Here is a 15,489-nt window from a genome sequence, read left to right as displayed (position 1 = left end):
CGGCGGGTCATCTCGCCGCAAACGGCTTTGGAAAGAGGTCGCGTGGCAAACATCAACCGACAGATTGCGCAAGAGCTTGGGGTTCGCGAGGAACAGATCGCGGCAACCGTCGAACTGCTGGACGGCGGCGCCACCGTGCCGTTCGTGGCGCGCTATCGCAAGGAAATCACGGGCGGATTAGACGATGCGCAACTGCGCAACCTGGAAGAGCGCCTGACTTATTTGCGCGAGCTCGAAGAGCGCCGGGTTTCGATTCTCAATTCGATCCGCGAGCAGGGCAAGCTCGATGACGCGCTGGAAGCTCAGATCATGGCCGCCGACAGCAAGGGGCGCCTGGAAGACATCTATCTGCCGTTCAAGCCGAAGCGCCGCACCAAGGCCGAGATTGCCAAGGAAGCCGGCCTTGAGCCCTTGTCTGAATTGTTGCTGACGCAGCCGCAGAACGATCCGCAGGCCGTCGCGGCAAACTATGTCGACGCCGAGAAGCAGATACCTGATGTGGCTGCGGCGCTGGAAGGCGCGCGCGCGATTCTGGTCGAGCGATTCGCTGAAGATGCCGACCTGATCGGCCGGCTGCGCGAGGAGATGTGGACGAACGGGTTGATGACCTCGACTGTGCGCAAGGGCAAGAAGCTCGAGGGCGAGAAGTTCAAGGATTATTTCGACTACAACGGAGCACTCCATAAGCTGCCGTCGCACCGCATTCTCGCGCTGTTTCGGGGCGAGAAGGAAGAAATCCTCGAACTGCAGATCCAGCCCGAGGTTAACCCGCCTGCGGCCGGCGTTCCCGGCACGTATGAGCTCAAGATCATGCAGCGCTTCGGCATCACCGATCAGGGCCGGCCGGGTGACCGCTGGCTGATCGATACCGCGCGCTGGGCCTGGCGCACCAAGATCCAGGTGCATCTCAACATCGACCTGCGGATGCGGCTGTGGACCGCGGCAGAGACCGAGGGCGTACGCGTATTCGCCTCGAACCTGCGCGATCTCTTGCTGGCTGCGCCGGCCGGCGCGCGCGTCACCATGGGCCTCGATCCCGGCTATCGCTCCGGCGTCAAGACGGCCGTGGTCGATGCCACGGGGAAGGTGGTCGCGACCACGACGATCTATCCGCACGAGCCGCAGCGGCAGTGGAACGAGGCGCTGGCCATTCTCGGCAAGCTCGCGGTCACGCACAAGGTCGACCTGATCGCGATCGGCAACGGCACCGCCTCGCGCGAGACCGACAAGCTGGCGACCGAGCTGGTCAAGATGCTGCCGGATCTGAAGATGTCGAAGATCGTGGTGTCGGAAGCCGGCGCGTCGGTCTATTCCGCCTCGGCCTTCGCGTCCGAGGAACTGCCGGATCTCGACGTCACCTTGCGCGGTGCCGTGTCGATCGCGCGGCGGCTGCAGGATCCGCTTGCAGAGCTCGTCAAGATCGATCCGAAGGCGATCGGGGTCGGCCAGTATCAGCACGATCTTGGCGAAACCAAGCTGGCGCGCTCGCTGGATGCCGTGGTCGAAGATTGCGTGAACGCCGTCGGCGTCGACGCCAACACCGCTTCCGCGCCGCTGCTGGCACGGGTGTCCGGCATTGGTGCTGGGCTCGCGCAGAGCATCGTACAGCACCGCGACGCCAACGGGCCGTTCAAATCGCGAAAGGATCTGAAGAACGTTCCGCGGCTCGGGCCAAAGGCGTTCGAGCAATGCGCCGGATTTTTGCGCATCAACAACGGCGAGGATCCGCTCGACGCGTCCGGCGTTCACCCCGAAGCCTATCCTGTGGTTCGGAGAATTCTCGCCGCGACCAAGAGCGACATCAAGGCACTGATCGGCAATGCCGACGTCGTGCGCCAGTTGAAGCCGCAGGCCTTCGTCGATGAAACTTTTGGCCTGCCCACGGTCACCGACATTCTGCGCGAACTGGAAAAGCCCGGCCGCGACCCGCGTCCGGCGTTCAAGGCAGCGGTGTTCAAGGAAGGCGTCGAGGAGATCAAGGATCTCAAGCGCGGCATGATCCTGGAAGGCACGGTGACGAACGTCGCGGCATTCGGCGCTTTCGTCGACATCGGCGTGCATCAGGATGGCCTCGTGCACATCTCGGCGATGTCGAAGAACTTCATCAAGGACCCGCGCGAGGTGGTGAAGCCGGGCGACATCGTCAAGGTCAAGGTGCTGGAGGTCGAGGTCGCCCGCAAGCGCATCGCACTGTCGCTGCGGCTCGATGATGAAGTCGGCGCCAAGGGTCCCAAGCTGTCTGATAGCAAGATGCGCGAGTATTCTAAGGCGGCGATGACGTCATCCTCGCCACGCAAGCCGCAGGAGCAGGGCGGTGCGCTCGCCGAGGCCTTGCGGCGTGCGGCCGAAAAGAACGGACGGGGCAAGGCGGGGTAGGCGCCGTTCGGGGCTTCATCCTTCGAGACGCATCGCTTTGCGATGCTCCTCGGATGAGGTCTGAATCAGAATGCGCTCTAAGACCCTCATGGTGAGGAGCCCGGCAAAGCCGGGGGTCTCGAACCATGCAGGCCCAGAACTACCCCGACGTCAGCAGGTTCAGTCTGGCGTTGGCGAGAATCAGCCGATCGGCCAATAGTTGGGCGAGATTGCGCATGATCCGTTCGCCGGCGCGCGGATGCTGCTTCCGGAAGCGTTCGAAATCGCGGAGCGATATTTCGTAAGCCGTCGCCGCCATGTCGGCGAATACGTCGGCTGAACGACGCGGCTCCAAGAGCGCCATCTCACCGAACGGCATTCCGGCCGTCAGCGTCGCCAGCCTGATGCCGTCGGGCAAGGTGACATGCACCACACCGCTTCTCAGAAAGAACAGCGACTCGGCCGGTTCGCCTGCGGCGATGACCTTTTCGTTCGCCTGATAGGTCCTGACCGAAGCGAGCGAGGCCAGATCGGTCAATTCCTCATCCGTCAGACCTGCCAGGAGCGACTGTTCGGAGAGCTCGGTCGCTTCAAAAAAGTCGATTGCGCCGCCGTAGCGGTACACCACCTGGTCTTCCGCCCATTCGATCGCGGCGTCGAGCAGATAGTAGTTGCGGATGTTGCTGAGCCCTTCCGTCCATTCCGCGATCATTTTCCAGTCCGGCGACGAACGCCTGATGCCGGATAGAATCACGGTGACGTGGTGTGCCGCAAGCTCGCGGAATTCCTCGGCGAGCAGGCGGGCGCCGGCGCGGGTCATGGACGTGACACGGCGCAGGTCGAAAATCACCAGTTGTGGACGCGGTTTTGCCGCTAGCTGACGCGAGACGTAATCGACATTGGAAAACGACAGCGTTCCGACCAGCTCGATCACGCGGACGTCCTGGTGGTGGGCGGCAAGGATATTCTGTTCGTGCGCGCGCCGCACGCGCCGCGACGGGCTGTTGCCGATGTCGTAGTCGGCGATGATGCTGTTGCGGGCGTCGTCGCTGCGGTTCAGCATATGCAGGTCGTAATGCGCCGACAGCGCCTCGCAGACCTTGATGCCGCGCACGCTATTACCGTGCTTGTCGAGCCTCGGGGAATAGCTGCCGAGCCCGAGCCGCGCCGGGAGGGCAGCGAGGATGCCGCCGCCGACGCCGCTCTTGGCGGGGATGCCGACCCGGTAGATCGATTCGCCGGCATAGTCGTACATGCCGGAGCTGGTCATCACCGAGAGCGTGCGCGAGATGGCGTAGGCGCTCATCACCCGTTCGCCGGTCACCGGATTAATGCCGCGGTTGGCGAGCGTCGCGGCCATCACGGCAATGTCTCGCGCCGTCACCAGGATGGCGCATTGCCTGAAATAGACCTCCAGTACTTCAGCCACATTTTCCTTGATGACGGCGTTGGTGCGCAGGAGATAGCCGATCGCGCGGTTACGGTCGCCGGTTGCGCTTTCGGAAGCATAGACGGCGTCATCGACGTCGAGCTCGCGGCCGGCAAACCGCCCCAGTGCCTGCCGGATATGCTCGAACGCGGCGTCGCCCTTGGCCTCGTGGATCAGGCCGGAGCAGGCGATCGCGCCGGCATTAACCATCGGGTTGAAAGGATGGTTTTCGGCGTTGAGGCGGATCGAGTTGAAGGGATCGCCCGAGGGCTCGACGCCGATCACGCTTTCCACCCGTGCCGCGCCCAGCGTGTCCAGCGCGAGCGCAAACACGAACGGCTTTGACATAGACTGGATGGTGAAGGGGACCTGGGTGTCGCCGACCTGGTAGATGTGGCCGTCGAGGGTGGCGAGGCTGATGCCGAAATGATCAGGGTTGGCCTTGCCGAGCTCCGGGATGTAGTCGGCGACGGCGCCGCCGGTCTCGGGCGTGAAGTCCGCGTGACAGGCGGTCAGGAACCGCAGCAAAGGCGGCTTCGAGCTGGTCCAGGCTGCGGGCGCAGCCGGGAACGGAGGAGGCAATGGTTTCATCGCCTCCTCTTGTGCAACGCAATCAGGGTGCGTGCAACTGGTTCGGCATTGGGCTGCGGCGCCGTATCAGCACCAGCGCGATCAGCGTGGTGGGTACGAGAATGGCGAGACCGAGCATCGTCACTTGCATTTGCGACAGCGGCATAATCCCGCCGCCGGGCGTGGCCACCACGAACCCGCCGATGACGAGCAATACCCGCAGCGGCCACTCCAGCGTGCCCGTGCCCCTGAGGTCGCCGACGAACACCTGATAGCCCTGAATCCCTCCGCAGATGAACAGCGTGCCAAAACCCGCCAGCGCCATCAGTCCGAGGCCTTCGAGATACGGGCTCGGCCCCTGCAGCACCAGCGCCGGGTTCAGAACGAAGAAGAACGGAATGAAGTAGATGATGCTGCCGACCCACATCGACTCCCATCCTGTCTTCATCGCCGGCGAACCGGCAATGCCGGCCGCGGCAAAGGAGGCGATTGCGACAGGCGGCGTGATCGAGGAGAGCATGCCCCAGTAGAAGATGAACATGTGCACGGCCATGCGATTGAGGCCGAGCTTCTCCAACGCAGGCGCCACCAGGATGGCAAGGAAGATGTAGCAGGCCGTCGTCGTCAGTCCGAGCCCGAGCACGAGGCTGGTAAAGGCGCACATCACCAGCAGCAGGAACGCATTGTCGCCGGCGATCCTGAGCAGATCATTGGCAAGGCTGGAGACCACGCCGGTCATCGAGAATGCGCCGATCAGGAGGCCGCAGCCCGCGAGGATGCCGACCAGTTCGACGAAGGTACGGCCGTTGACTTCAAAGAATTTGCTGATGGTCGCCGATGTCCAGCGCGTATCCTTTGAGAAAAGCTGGTTCAGCACGAGCAGCAGCGCGGTCGCGTAGAACGGCGCGTGGCTCTCGCGTTTGAAATACAGGAGCATCACGATCAGGAGGGCGATGACGAAGATGTAGTACCAGCCTTCCTTGATAGTATCCCACACCTTCGGCAGCTCGGAGCGCGGAATACCCTTGAGCCCATGCCGCGCCGCGTAGGAGTCCACCTGCATGAACAGGCCAGCATAGTAGAGCACTGCCGGAATGATCGCGGCCACCGCGACCTCGGCGTAGCTGACGTTGAGGAACTGCGCGATCACGAACGCGGTCGCCCCCATCACCGGCGGCGCCAGCACCGCACCGGTCGAGGCGCAGGCTTCGATCGCGCCGGCATAGGAGGCGCGGAAACCGCTCTTCTTCATGACTGGAATGGTCATCGTGCCGGCGGTCAGCACGTTGGAGATGATCGAGCCGGACATCATGCCGAGCAGACCGGAGGCGAAGATGCAGACCTTGGCAGCGCCGCCGCGGAAGGTGCCGCACAGCGCAAAGGCGATGTTGATGAAGAATTTTCCGGCGCCCGTCATCATCAGCGCCGTGCCGAACACCAAAAAGCCGATCACGGTATCGGCGAAAGCCTGGATCGGGATGCCGAGCAGGCTTTCACCCGACAGCACATGATATGCCGTCGCCTGTTCGAGCGTCGATTGCGTGCCGCGGAACGGTCCGAGCCAGCTCGCATCGGCGAACAGGGGATAGACCGTAAAGGGCAATACGCTGAGCAAAAGGCTCCAGCCGCCGGTGCGCCGCAACGCCTCCATCAGCATGACCCACATGATCACGCCCGCGACAATCACGTAGGTAGGGGCGCCGCCGAATTCCCAGCCGGCTTCCGCCGCCTTGCGAACGCTGCGCATCAAGAGGATCGCGCAGGCGAAGGTGACGAGGAAGAGCAGGATATCGTACCAGGGAATTCGATCGAGCGGCGAACTCGTGGTTCCCGGAAAGATCAGGAACGTGAACGGCAGCATCAGCGCGATCAGGAGATAGAAGTACTCCGTGTTGAGCTGCGTATAGCCGATGAAGAAGCGCAGCGAGAATTGCTGGTTGATGCACAGCAGGATGGTTACTGCCGTCGCGACCACCAGTGTCCAGCGCCACCCGCCGCGGAGCGTTCGTACGCGCGTGACTTCGGCTTCCTGCATGTTGGCATGCGGGTCGTCGAACTCGACGCGTTTTGCCGGCGCGACTGTGCTGTCGCTCGCAGAAGGTGACATCATTTCCCCCGAGACGCTGTTCGCCTACCTTTTGAGCGACGAATAAGGCAGGTTATTCAAACCCGTTCGGCATGTTCGCCTTAGCCAGTGCCGCCGCGCGCGCCTTCATCCAGCCGTCGAGAAACGCCTTGTCGTCCGACGGCGGATTGGACTTGCCGTAGTCCGTCCATGCTGCTGCCAGAACCTGCTGACGCTTCAGCAGCTCCTTGTTATGGGCTTCCTGGGCGTCGGTCCACTGGCCGGCTTCCTTCAGCGCCCTCGCGGCGCCCGGATGCACCGGAACCACCCAATTCTTGGTCTGCCGATCAGCTGCGAGGCCGGCTGCACCCGGAGCGGCATCCTTATAGGCGTCATAGCCGGTAATCATCGCCTTGGTAATGGCGTAGACCTCAGCCTCGGGCAGCGAGCCGTAGACCATGAAGATCGGATAGGGATAGTTGCCGAGCTCGATCGGCTTGTCCTTGGTGATGCCGGCGCCGCAAGTCGCCATATGCGGGAAGAAGAACGAGCCGACCTTCTTCACGCGCTCCCAGCCGGCCTTGTCGTTGTGGGGCAGAGGCGGCCAGATGATGCCGCGCGGGGAGGTCTCGAGTTCCTTCGCCGGGCCGGTGATGGTAGTGGCGAAGGCCGCATCGATGTCGTTGTTGATCATGCCCTTCCACATTGCGCCATAGCTCGAGAACTCGACGGCCTTGACGTCGCTCTGCTTGAGATCGCCGAACGCCAGGATGGCGAGCGCGTTCTGGTTCAGCGCCGGCGAGCCGACCACGAAGCCGACGCGCTTGCCCTTGAGCTGCTTGATCTCGGTCACACCGGTATCCTTGGCGACGCCGAGCGAGGCAGCGTTGCAATCGACCGTGGACAGCACGAGCTGCAGGGGTTGGGGACCCCATTCCTTGGTGCCGAACTCGAACACGCCTTCCTGGGCGAAATAGGTGCCGGAGCCCATCGCCGACATGGCCGCGCGCTTGGCGCGCAGCGGCGCCAGTCGCGCCACGTCGTTGCCGGCAGGCAGCACGCGGACGTCGGTGCCGTATTTGTCTTTCATCATCTTGCCAACGCCGACGGCGATGTTGAAGCCGGCGGTGCCGGTGTCATAGGCGGTGACGACCATGGTCGGCGGCAGCTTGACGTCCTCGGCATATGCCGCTGACAAGGTCAGCCATGAGATGCCTGCGAGTGCGACTGGCGCGAGCGCCTTCAAGCGATGAATCATATTTTCCCCTCGGATTGTTTCGCGATGCGAAATCTCTTCGTTACCGTCAATCATGTCATCGGCTGCTTGCGATAGCAACGTTGGGTACGTACGACTAAACATCTAAGCTGGACAGATTGTCGCGGAATACGTCGCGCAGATCTATGCCGCGATTCTCGCTAAGCTTCGATGATTGCGACGACCTGTCCTTCGGCAATGACATCGTCGAGTTTGACCAGGATCGACTTGATCTTTCCTGCTGCCGTCGACGTAACCGGAATTTCCATTTTCATGGCTTCGACGAAAGCGATCTCGTCGCCGTCGCCGACATGGCCACCGGTTGTGACGGGAAGCGCGCACACGCGCCCGGCGACTTCGGTGACGATTTTGATTTCTGGCATTTCCGTTCTCCCAAGGACCGTCTGACGGACTGGCTGTCCTCGTGAACGGCTTTTTGTTGTGGCCGCAGATTGCCTGAGGTAGTTTGTTCTGCAAGTGGAATTTTATTCCGCAGAGCGGAATGGAGCCAGCAACAATGGGAAGACGCTCGGAACGGCTTAGCAAGCAGGGAATGCTCGCCAGTGATCTGTCTGGCGAGGGGGATGTGATCCAGGTGGTGTCGCGGGCGTTCGACGTCTTGCGCTGCTTCGAGGGTCATGAAGCGAGACTGGGGAACCTCGAAATTTCGAGCCGCTGCGGGCTGCCGCGCTCGACGGTATCGCGACTCACCCACACGCTGACGCGGATGGGCCAGCTCGTCTATCTGCCGCGCGACCAGAAATACCGCATCGGTCCAAGCGCGGTAGCGATGAGCACCTCGATGATGAAGGGGTTGCAGCTTCGCAATCTGATCAGGATGCGGCTGCAGGATGTCGCCGATCAATTGCCGGGAACCGTCGGCTTCGTGATTCCGGATCGCTATCATCTGGTCTATCTCGAATTCGCGCGCGCGGCGAATGCGCTCGGCCTGCACGAGGGCACCGGCAGCCGCATCTCGATGACGAGCACCGCGGCCGGCTTTGCCTACACCGCAGCGCTCGATACCGAGGTTGGCGACGCCCTGATCGCCGAAATGGAACGTGAGATCCCGGCGGACGCGGCGCTGTTGAGGGCGCGCATCGAAGACAACCGCCGCCATTTGCGCGAACGCGGCTACGTCGTCGGCTGCGGCACCTGGAGCCCGCATATCAACGGCTGCGCGGTGCCGGTGTGGTCGCCGCAGTATCAAACCTTCGTTGTCGTGACGATCGGCCTTCTGTCCGCGATGTTTGATGAAGAGCGGTTGCACCGGGAAGTGGCGCCGCAAATGATCGAACTTGGCGCGGCGATCGGCAGCCTGCTGGAAGGCGCGGAGGGCGACATCTTCGCAAGCCGAATCGAAAGAAAGCCGCTTCCGGTGCCGGTCCATAACAACAACAAGATCATCAAGACGGAGGATACGAATGAACTGGAAGCCGGAGCTCGACGAGCTCGCTCGGCGCGAAGCGTTCGCGCGCGAGATGGGAGGCGTTGACAAGGTCAAGCGCCAGCATGACCAGGGCCGGCTCACGGTTCGTGAGCGCATCGACAGACTGATCGACAAGAATTCGTTCCACGAGATCGGCGCGATTTCCGGCATCGCCGAATACGACGAAAACAGCGAGCTCAAGCACCTGACGCCGGCCAACTGCGTGTTCGGCCGCGCCAGGATCGACGGCCGTACCGTGGTGGTGGTCGGGGACGATTTCACCGTGCGCGGCGGCTCGGCCGACGCCTCGATCTCGGCCAAGCCGCTGATGGCCGAGGAGATGGCGCATGATTTCCGCCTGCCGATCATCCGTGTGATCGAAGGTTCCGGCGGCGGCGGCTCGGTGAAGACGATCGAAACGCGCGGCGCTGCCAATCTGCCCGGCGGCGTCGGCGGTACGCGCTGGTACTGGTTCACGACGGCGAACATGGCGCGCGTCCCGGTGGTCGCGCTCGGGCTCGGCTCGGTCGCGGGCCTTGGCGCGGCGCGGCTGGCCGCGAGCCATTATTCCGTCATGACCAGGAGCTCGGCGATGTTCGTCGCCGGTCCCCCGGTCGTAAAGCGTCTCGGCCAGGATCTGACGAAGACGGAGCTTGGCGGCGCCGAGATCCAGACCCGCGCCGGCGGCGTCGATGATGCCGTCGACACCGAGGAGGAGGCGTTCGAGCGCGCCCGGCGGTTCCTGTCCTATCTGCCGTCGTCGGTCTACGACCTGCCGCCGACCATTCCCTGCGATGACGATCCCGAACGCGCGGAGGAATCGCTGCTCAAGGCGGTGCCGCGCAACCGCCGGCAGGTCTACAAGATGCGCCCGATCATCGACGCGGTCGTCGACAAGGGCTCGTTCTTCGAGGTCAATGCCAATTTCGGCCGTCCGATCATCACCGGCCTTGCGCGACTGGAAGGTCGCGCGGTGCTGCTGCTGGCGAGCGATCCCTTCCATTATGGCGGGTCGTGGACAGCGGAGGCGTGCCAGAAGGTGGTGCGCTGGGTCGATTTCGCCGAGACCTTCCATCTGCCGGTTGTCTATCTCATGGACTGCCCCGGCTTCATGATCGGGCTCGAGGCTGAGAAGTCGGCGACCATCCGCCACGGCGTGCGCGCGATGGCGGCGGTCAACCAGTCGACCGTTCCCTGGTGCACCATCATCGTGCGCAACGCGTTCGGTGTGGCGGGTGTCGTGCACCAGCCCGCCAACCGCTATTCGATGCGCTATGCCTGGCCGTCAGCCTATTGGGGCTCGCTGCCGCTCGAAGGCGGCATCGAGGCCGCCTACCGCGCCGACATCGACGCAGCAGAGGATCCGGCCGCGAAGCTGAAGGAGATCGAGGATCGCCTCAACAAGCTGCGCTCGCCGTTCCGCTCGGCTGAAAAATTCTGGGTCGAGGAGGTGATCGATCCCCGCAAGACGCGTTCGCTGCTCTGCGAATTCGCGCGACTGGCGGAGCCGATTCGGCGCGTCGGCCCGCCGACGAATATGTCGACGCGGCCGTAGGCTGTCAGTTCCTCATGGTGAGGAGGCGCACTTGCGCAGTCTCGAACCATGAGGCCCGGCTCTCGCCCGCGGCGATCCTTCGAGACGCGGCCAAGTGGCCGTTCCTCAGGATGAGGAATCCCTACGCCGGCACCGTCTTGGCCGGCGCCCGCGAGATCGCGAGCACAATCAGCGCCGCCACCACGCAGAGCGCGCCGGCGACGAAGAAGGCGGGCAGGTACGTCTGCAGCATCGTGCGTGACAGGCCGGCTCCGAAGGCGGCGACGCCGGCGCCGAGCTGATGGCCGGCAAAGATCCAGCCGAACACGAGGTTCGCGCGCTCCGCGCCAAACCGCTGTGTCGTGAGCCGCACCGTCGGCGGCACGGTCGCGATCCAGTCGAGGCCGTAGAACATCGCGAACAGCGAAAGGCCGTACAGCGTGAAGTCGGAGAACGGCAGAAACAATAGCGACAGGCCGCGCAGCCCGTAATACCAGAACAGAAGCCAGCGGTTGTCATAGCGGTCGGACAGCCAGCCGGAGGCGATGGTGCCGACGAAATCGAAAATGCCCATCGCCGCGAGCAGGCTTGCCGCCTGCACCTGCGGAATGCCGAAATCGAGGCACATCGGAATCAAATGAACCTGGACCAGGCCGTTGGTAGAGGCGCCGCAGATGAAGAAGGTCGCGAACAGGATCCAGAACACTCCGGACTTCGAGGCGTCACGCAGCGTGCCGAGCGCGGCCGCCATGATCGGCGTATTGTTCGGTGGCGGCGCGGGCAGGGGCTCGGTGCCTTCGTCGCCGAACGGGCGCAGGCCGACATCGCTCGGCCGGTCGCGCATGATCATCAGCACGGCGAAGGCCGAGACTCCCAGCAGGACGCACACCAGGGTCAGCGCGAGCCTCCAGCCATAGGCGTCGGTCAGGCTCGCCAGCAGCGGCAGAAAGACGAGCTGCCCGGTGGCGACGCTCGCGGTCAGGATGCCGACGACGAGGCCGCGCCGCGCCACGAACCAGCGCGCAGCGATGGTTGCGCCCAGCACCAGCGCCGTCATGCCGGTGCCGATCCCGATCACCACGCCCCACAGCAGCATCAGGTGCCAGACCTCCGTCATCGCCAGCGATGCGACGAGGCCTGAGACGACGACAAGCTGCGCCGCCAGCGTCACATTGCGCAGGCCGTAGCGGTTCATCAGCGCTGCCGCAAACGGCGCCATCAGCCCGAACAGGATGAAGCGGATCGACAGCGCTGAGGAAATCTCCGCGGTGGTCCAGCCGAATTCCTTCTGCAGCGGCACGATGAAGACGCCAGGAGCGCCGACCGTGCCGGCGGCGATCAGGGCGGTGAGAAAGGTCACGGCGACCATCGCCCAGCCATAATGAATGTTGCGGCGGGCAAGGGCGGCTGACAGCCAGTTCGAGATCATTGGGCCTCAGTGAATTTCTGGCAGAAAGATTGCTTGGTTTGCTTCGCGCATTCTGACGTGAGGGCAGTTCGACTTAAATGTCATACTTCCCTCATTTCGGGACATGGCTGGTCTGGCCACGACGCAGCGTCGCTATTGAATTACGGGTATAATATTATGTGCCCCAGAAATCGCAACCAACAATCGCATTAAAAAATCTCGTGCTCGCATGAAATAAGTTGATTGATCGGCGCGCGACATGCGCACGTCGCGATCTCTCGCTATTCCAGCGCCTGGGACTTGCGTCGCTATTTCTTCCGATCGAGAAATCCCTGCATCAGCCGTTGCGGCTCGCCGGTGAGGAAGGATTTTCCGAACACGCCGACGCTCAAGTTGACCGACTCCGTCAGCGGCAGTTCTTCCCATTGGCGCAGCAGCGCCTTTTGCGAACGCAGCGCCTCGGTACCGCATTCCAGCAGTGCCTTCACAGTGTGCTCGACCGCAGCGTCTAATTCGCCTTCCTTCGCGACGACATCGATGAGGCCCCAGGCGAGGGCGGTGGGGGCATCGATATTTTCTGCCGTCATTACCAGCCAGCGGGCCCGGCCCCAGCCGATCAGGCGTGGTAGTAGCGCAGCGTGGATTACCGAGGGGATGCCGACGCGCACCTCGGGCATGCCGAATTTGGCATCGTGCGCCGCAATCCGGAAATCGCAGGCGGCTGCGACTTCGAGGCCACCGCCGAGGCACCAGCCGGGCAGGCGGGCGATCACAGGTGCCGGGAAATGGCGCACGGCCTCGCAGAGGTCGCGCAGTCGCGTGATGAAGGCCTCCGCGGACTTCTGGTCGAGTTTTGCCATCTCCTTGATATCGGCGCCGCCGATCATGCTCTTCTCGCTCTGTCCGGCGAGGATCACGGCGCGAATGTCCTTGTCGCCGGCGAGCTTTTCAAAGCCTTCGCGGACCCCGTTGATGACGGCGGAAGAGAGGATATTGAGAGAGCCGGCGTTGCAGATCGAGAGCCGAACGACGCCTCTGTCGTCGCGGTCGATGCCGCAGTGGGGGTTGAGCATTTCCATCTTGTTGTCCCGACTGGTTCTGGCGGTTGCCGCCACTTCCGGGACATTGCGCCGGCTTGTCAAGGGCAGGCGGGTGGGCATTGCGCGGCGGTGCGCACCAATATAGAATTATGATCATCATCTAAAGGAGCTGCCATGACCATAGCCGAGACCGTCGATCTGTTTTCGCTCGATACGCGCAGGTGCCGGGTGGTGGAATGGCAGGCGCCGGGTCCGGTGGCGAAGGCCGCCTTCGGGATGTCCGGGCTTCAAACCATGAGTGCGATCCGCGACGGAATCCTGCCACCCCCGCCGATGGCCCGATTGATCGGCTTTACAATGGCCGTCGCCGAGCCCGGCCGGATCGTGATGGAACTCGATCCGGACGAGAGCCTTGAGAACACCATCGGGCTGCTCCACGGCGCAACAGCCGCGGCGCTACTCGATACCGCCATGGGATGCGCCATCGCCACCATGCAGCCGGCAGGCCAGACCTCGGTCACGCTGGACCTCAAGCTGACCTTTCTGCGGCCGTTGTCAGTACGGTCGGGCACGATCTCGGCGGAAGGCAAAGTGGTAAAACTCGGCCGTCAGACCAGCTACGCCGAAGGCTTCGTCCGCGACGGCGCGGCCAATCTTGCGGTGCACGCAACCGCGACTTTCTCGATGATCGGTGAGGGTGGAAAAGCGAAATAGATGCAGCTTTTCCCACCCACAACTGCTATTATATGACCAGGGACATTTAATAGGGCGCGTCATGCGTTATTCGAAAGAGCACAAGCAGGAAACCCACGCCCGGATCGTGAAGAAGGCCTCGGTGCGGCTTCGCGAGAAGGGCGCGCATGGCATCGGTGTGGCCGACCTGATGAAGGAAGCCGGCCTGACCCATGGCGGCTTCTACGCGCATTTCGATTCCCGCGAGGCGCTGGTGATCGAGGCCTTTGCCTATGCGATGGACCGCTCGATCGAGCACTGGCGCAAGATCGCTGATGAGACGCCGCCAGAGAAGCGGCTGCCGACGATCATCGATTCCTACGTCTCGGCGGTGCATCGCGACGATCCCGGCCGCGGCTGCGCCGTTCCCGCGCTCGGCGCCGATATCGCCCGCGAGAGCGCCAAGACTCGCAAGGCCTTTGCCGCCAAGCTCGACCAGTTGATCGATGTGATGGCCGACCAGATTCCGGACGTGCCGCGGAAGACCGCGCGCCGGCAGGCGATGGGCACGCTCGCGACGATGATGGGCACGCTGGTAATGTCTCGCGTCGCCGGCAGCGGTGAGCTCTCCGACGAAATTCTTCTCGCCGGCCGCGAGGCGGCGCTGGCGCGCGCCGAGGCGAAGCCGGCGGCAAGAAAGCCCCGCGCCAGGCCGAACTAGGTACGCGAGCGCGTCGGGGCTGCCGACGTTCGCCACATTGAGCTTGCTAATTGATCAGCCGGGCCCAGTTGATGAACGCCTTGATTAAATCCATCTTTGGGTGTTCTGCGCGGTGTACGATATAGAACCCGTAACCCGGCAGTTTGATCCGGGAGACGGGCACAAGAGCGCCACTCGCCAGTTCGGGCCGCACGAGGACATTGCTGCAGATCGCGATGCCCTGGCCTGCGATGGCTGCTTCGATGGCGTGTAACTCCTCGCGAAAGCTGAGGCTGGGAAGCATCGCAATATCCGGCACGGATCGATGGCGACGACTGGCCACAAATTGCCAGCGTTGCCATCGCGGTGCATCGGAATCGGTTGCTGGCCACTCAGCTTCGATCAAAGGAAACCGGCCGAGCTCAGCTAGACTGAGCGATCGTCGCAAACCGCCAACGAGCTTGGGGCTTGCCACTGCGTAAAACTCGTCGCGAAACAGCTCGATGGAAGGACCGATCGTCGGAGCTTTGCGGGCGTAGCGGATCGCAACATCGGCATCGCCGGCCTCGAGATCGATCACCGCATCGGTACCTATGATGTCGAGTTTCAGGCGCGGATGAATTGCACGCCAGTCGGGCAACCGAGGCACAAGCCATCGCGCGGTGAAGGCATTGGTCGCCGTCAAGCTAAGCCGTCCGCTAGCGCCGCCGCTGCGAATATTGTTCAATGCCTCCGCGAAAGTCTCGAAGCCGTCGCGAACTATGGGAAAAAGCTGTTGACCAGCACGCGTGAGCGCCAGTGGCCGCGGACGTCGTCTAAATAGCGATTGCCCGCAGTGACGCTCCAACAATTTCAGCTGATGGCTGACGGCAGTCGGAGTGACGCCCAGCTCGGCGGCGGCCAGCTTGAAACTGAGATGGCGAGCGGCTGCCTCAAACGCACGCAGTTCGGTGAGCGGCGGCAATTTGCGCATGCCGATATTCTAGATGAATTGATTTCATCTGCACCTGAATTCTTCGAATTTGCTGCGCC

Annotated in this window: 12 protein-coding genes; 5 read left to right on the top strand and 7 right to left on the bottom strand. The window is 63.0% G+C overall.

The annotated features are described in order from the left end of the window. The first annotated feature begins 42 nt into the window (after positions 1–42). Positions 43–2,376, top strand: a complete 2,334-nt coding sequence (locus tag J6524_RS33525; RefSeq protein ID WP_225678179.1) for a Tex family protein — start codon at positions 43–45, stop codon at positions 2,374–2,376. A gap of 139 nt (positions 2,377–2,515) precedes the next feature. Here J6524_RS33525 and glsA read toward each other — a convergent pair whose 3' ends face one another. The 4 genes from glsA to J6524_RS33505 form a co-directional block, all read right to left on the bottom strand. Beyond that, positions 2,516–4,375 carry a glutaminase A gene (glsA, locus tag J6524_RS33520; protein WP_225678178.1) on the bottom strand — a complete coding sequence of 620 codons (1,860 nt, stop codon included), beginning with the start codon at positions 4,373–4,375 and terminating at the stop codon, positions 2,516–2,518. A 22-nt stretch (positions 4,376–4,397) separates the two neighbouring features. Beyond that, positions 4,398–6,461 (bottom strand): TRAP transporter permease, encoded by a 2,064-nt coding sequence (locus J6524_RS33515; RefSeq protein WP_225678177.1) that lies wholly within the window; start codon positions 6,459–6,461, stop codon positions 4,398–4,400. Between the two features lie 52 nt (positions 6,462–6,513). Then, a complete protein-coding gene (locus tag J6524_RS33510) occupies positions 6,514–7,677 on the bottom strand; it encodes a TAXI family TRAP transporter solute-binding subunit (protein WP_225678176.1) in 1,164 nt (387 codons plus the stop codon). 158 nt (positions 7,678–7,835) lie between these two features. Further along, positions 7,836–8,057 (bottom strand): acyl-CoA carboxylase biotin carboxyl carrier protein subunit, encoded by a 222-nt coding sequence (locus tag J6524_RS33505; protein ID WP_225678175.1) that lies wholly within the window; start codon positions 8,055–8,057, stop codon positions 7,836–7,838. Positions 8,058–8,191: 134 nt separating this feature from the next. Here J6524_RS33505 and J6524_RS33500 point away from each other — a divergent pair, with 134 nt between their 5' ends. Together J6524_RS33500 and J6524_RS33495 are read left to right on the top strand one after the other, a co-directional pair. Next, positions 8,192–9,169 carry an IclR family transcriptional regulator gene (locus tag J6524_RS33500; RefSeq protein ID WP_225678174.1) on the top strand — a complete coding sequence of 326 codons (978 nt, stop codon included), beginning with the start codon at positions 8,192–8,194 and terminating at the stop codon, positions 9,167–9,169. Next, complete coding sequence (locus tag J6524_RS33495; RefSeq protein ID WP_225678173.1) at positions 9,099–10,658, top strand: acyl-CoA carboxylase subunit beta; 1,560 nt, start codon at positions 9,099–9,101, stop codon at positions 10,656–10,658. Before J6524_RS33500 ends, J6524_RS33495 begins: the two co-directional genes overlap by 71 nt. 121 nt (positions 10,659–10,779) lie before the next feature. Here J6524_RS33495 and J6524_RS33490 read toward each other — a convergent pair whose 3' ends face one another. Continuing rightward, on the bottom strand, positions 10,780–12,066 hold the full coding sequence (locus J6524_RS33490; RefSeq protein WP_225678172.1) for an MFS transporter: 1,287 nt from the start codon (positions 12,064–12,066) through the stop codon (positions 10,780–10,782). A 287-nt stretch (positions 12,067–12,353) separates the two neighbouring features. Further along, positions 12,354–13,124 (bottom strand): enoyl-CoA hydratase, encoded by a 771-nt coding sequence (locus J6524_RS33485; RefSeq protein WP_225678171.1) that lies wholly within the window; start codon positions 13,122–13,124, stop codon positions 12,354–12,356. Positions 13,125–13,259: 135 nt separating this feature from the next. Here J6524_RS33485 and J6524_RS33480 point away from each other — a divergent pair, with 135 nt between their 5' ends. Together J6524_RS33480 and J6524_RS33475 are read left to right on the top strand one after the other, a co-directional pair. Further along, positions 13,260–13,799 (top strand): PaaI family thioesterase, encoded by a 540-nt coding sequence (locus tag J6524_RS33480; RefSeq protein WP_225678170.1) that lies wholly within the window; start codon positions 13,260–13,262, stop codon positions 13,797–13,799. A gap of 61 nt (positions 13,800–13,860) precedes the next feature. Then, positions 13,861–14,478, top strand: coding sequence for a TetR/AcrR family transcriptional regulator (locus tag J6524_RS33475; RefSeq protein WP_225678169.1), 618 nt, complete (start codon positions 13,861–13,863; stop codon positions 14,476–14,478). Between the two features lie 46 nt (positions 14,479–14,524). On the opposite strand, the gene J6524_RS33470 is transcribed toward J6524_RS33475, so the two are convergent. Then, entirely contained in the window at positions 14,525–15,430 is a 906-nt protein-coding gene (locus J6524_RS33470; protein ID WP_225678168.1) for a LysR substrate-binding domain-containing protein, read from the bottom strand. Positions 15,431–15,489: the final 59 nt, after the last annotated feature.

It is taken from the genome of Bradyrhizobium hereditatis (assembly GCF_020329435.1).
Lineage (GTDB): Bacteria > Pseudomonadota > Alphaproteobacteria > Rhizobiales > Xanthobacteraceae > Bradyrhizobium > Bradyrhizobium hereditatis.
The sequence above is the reverse complement of the archived record's forward strand: the minus strand, read 5'-3'. Positions and strand labels throughout refer to the sequence as shown.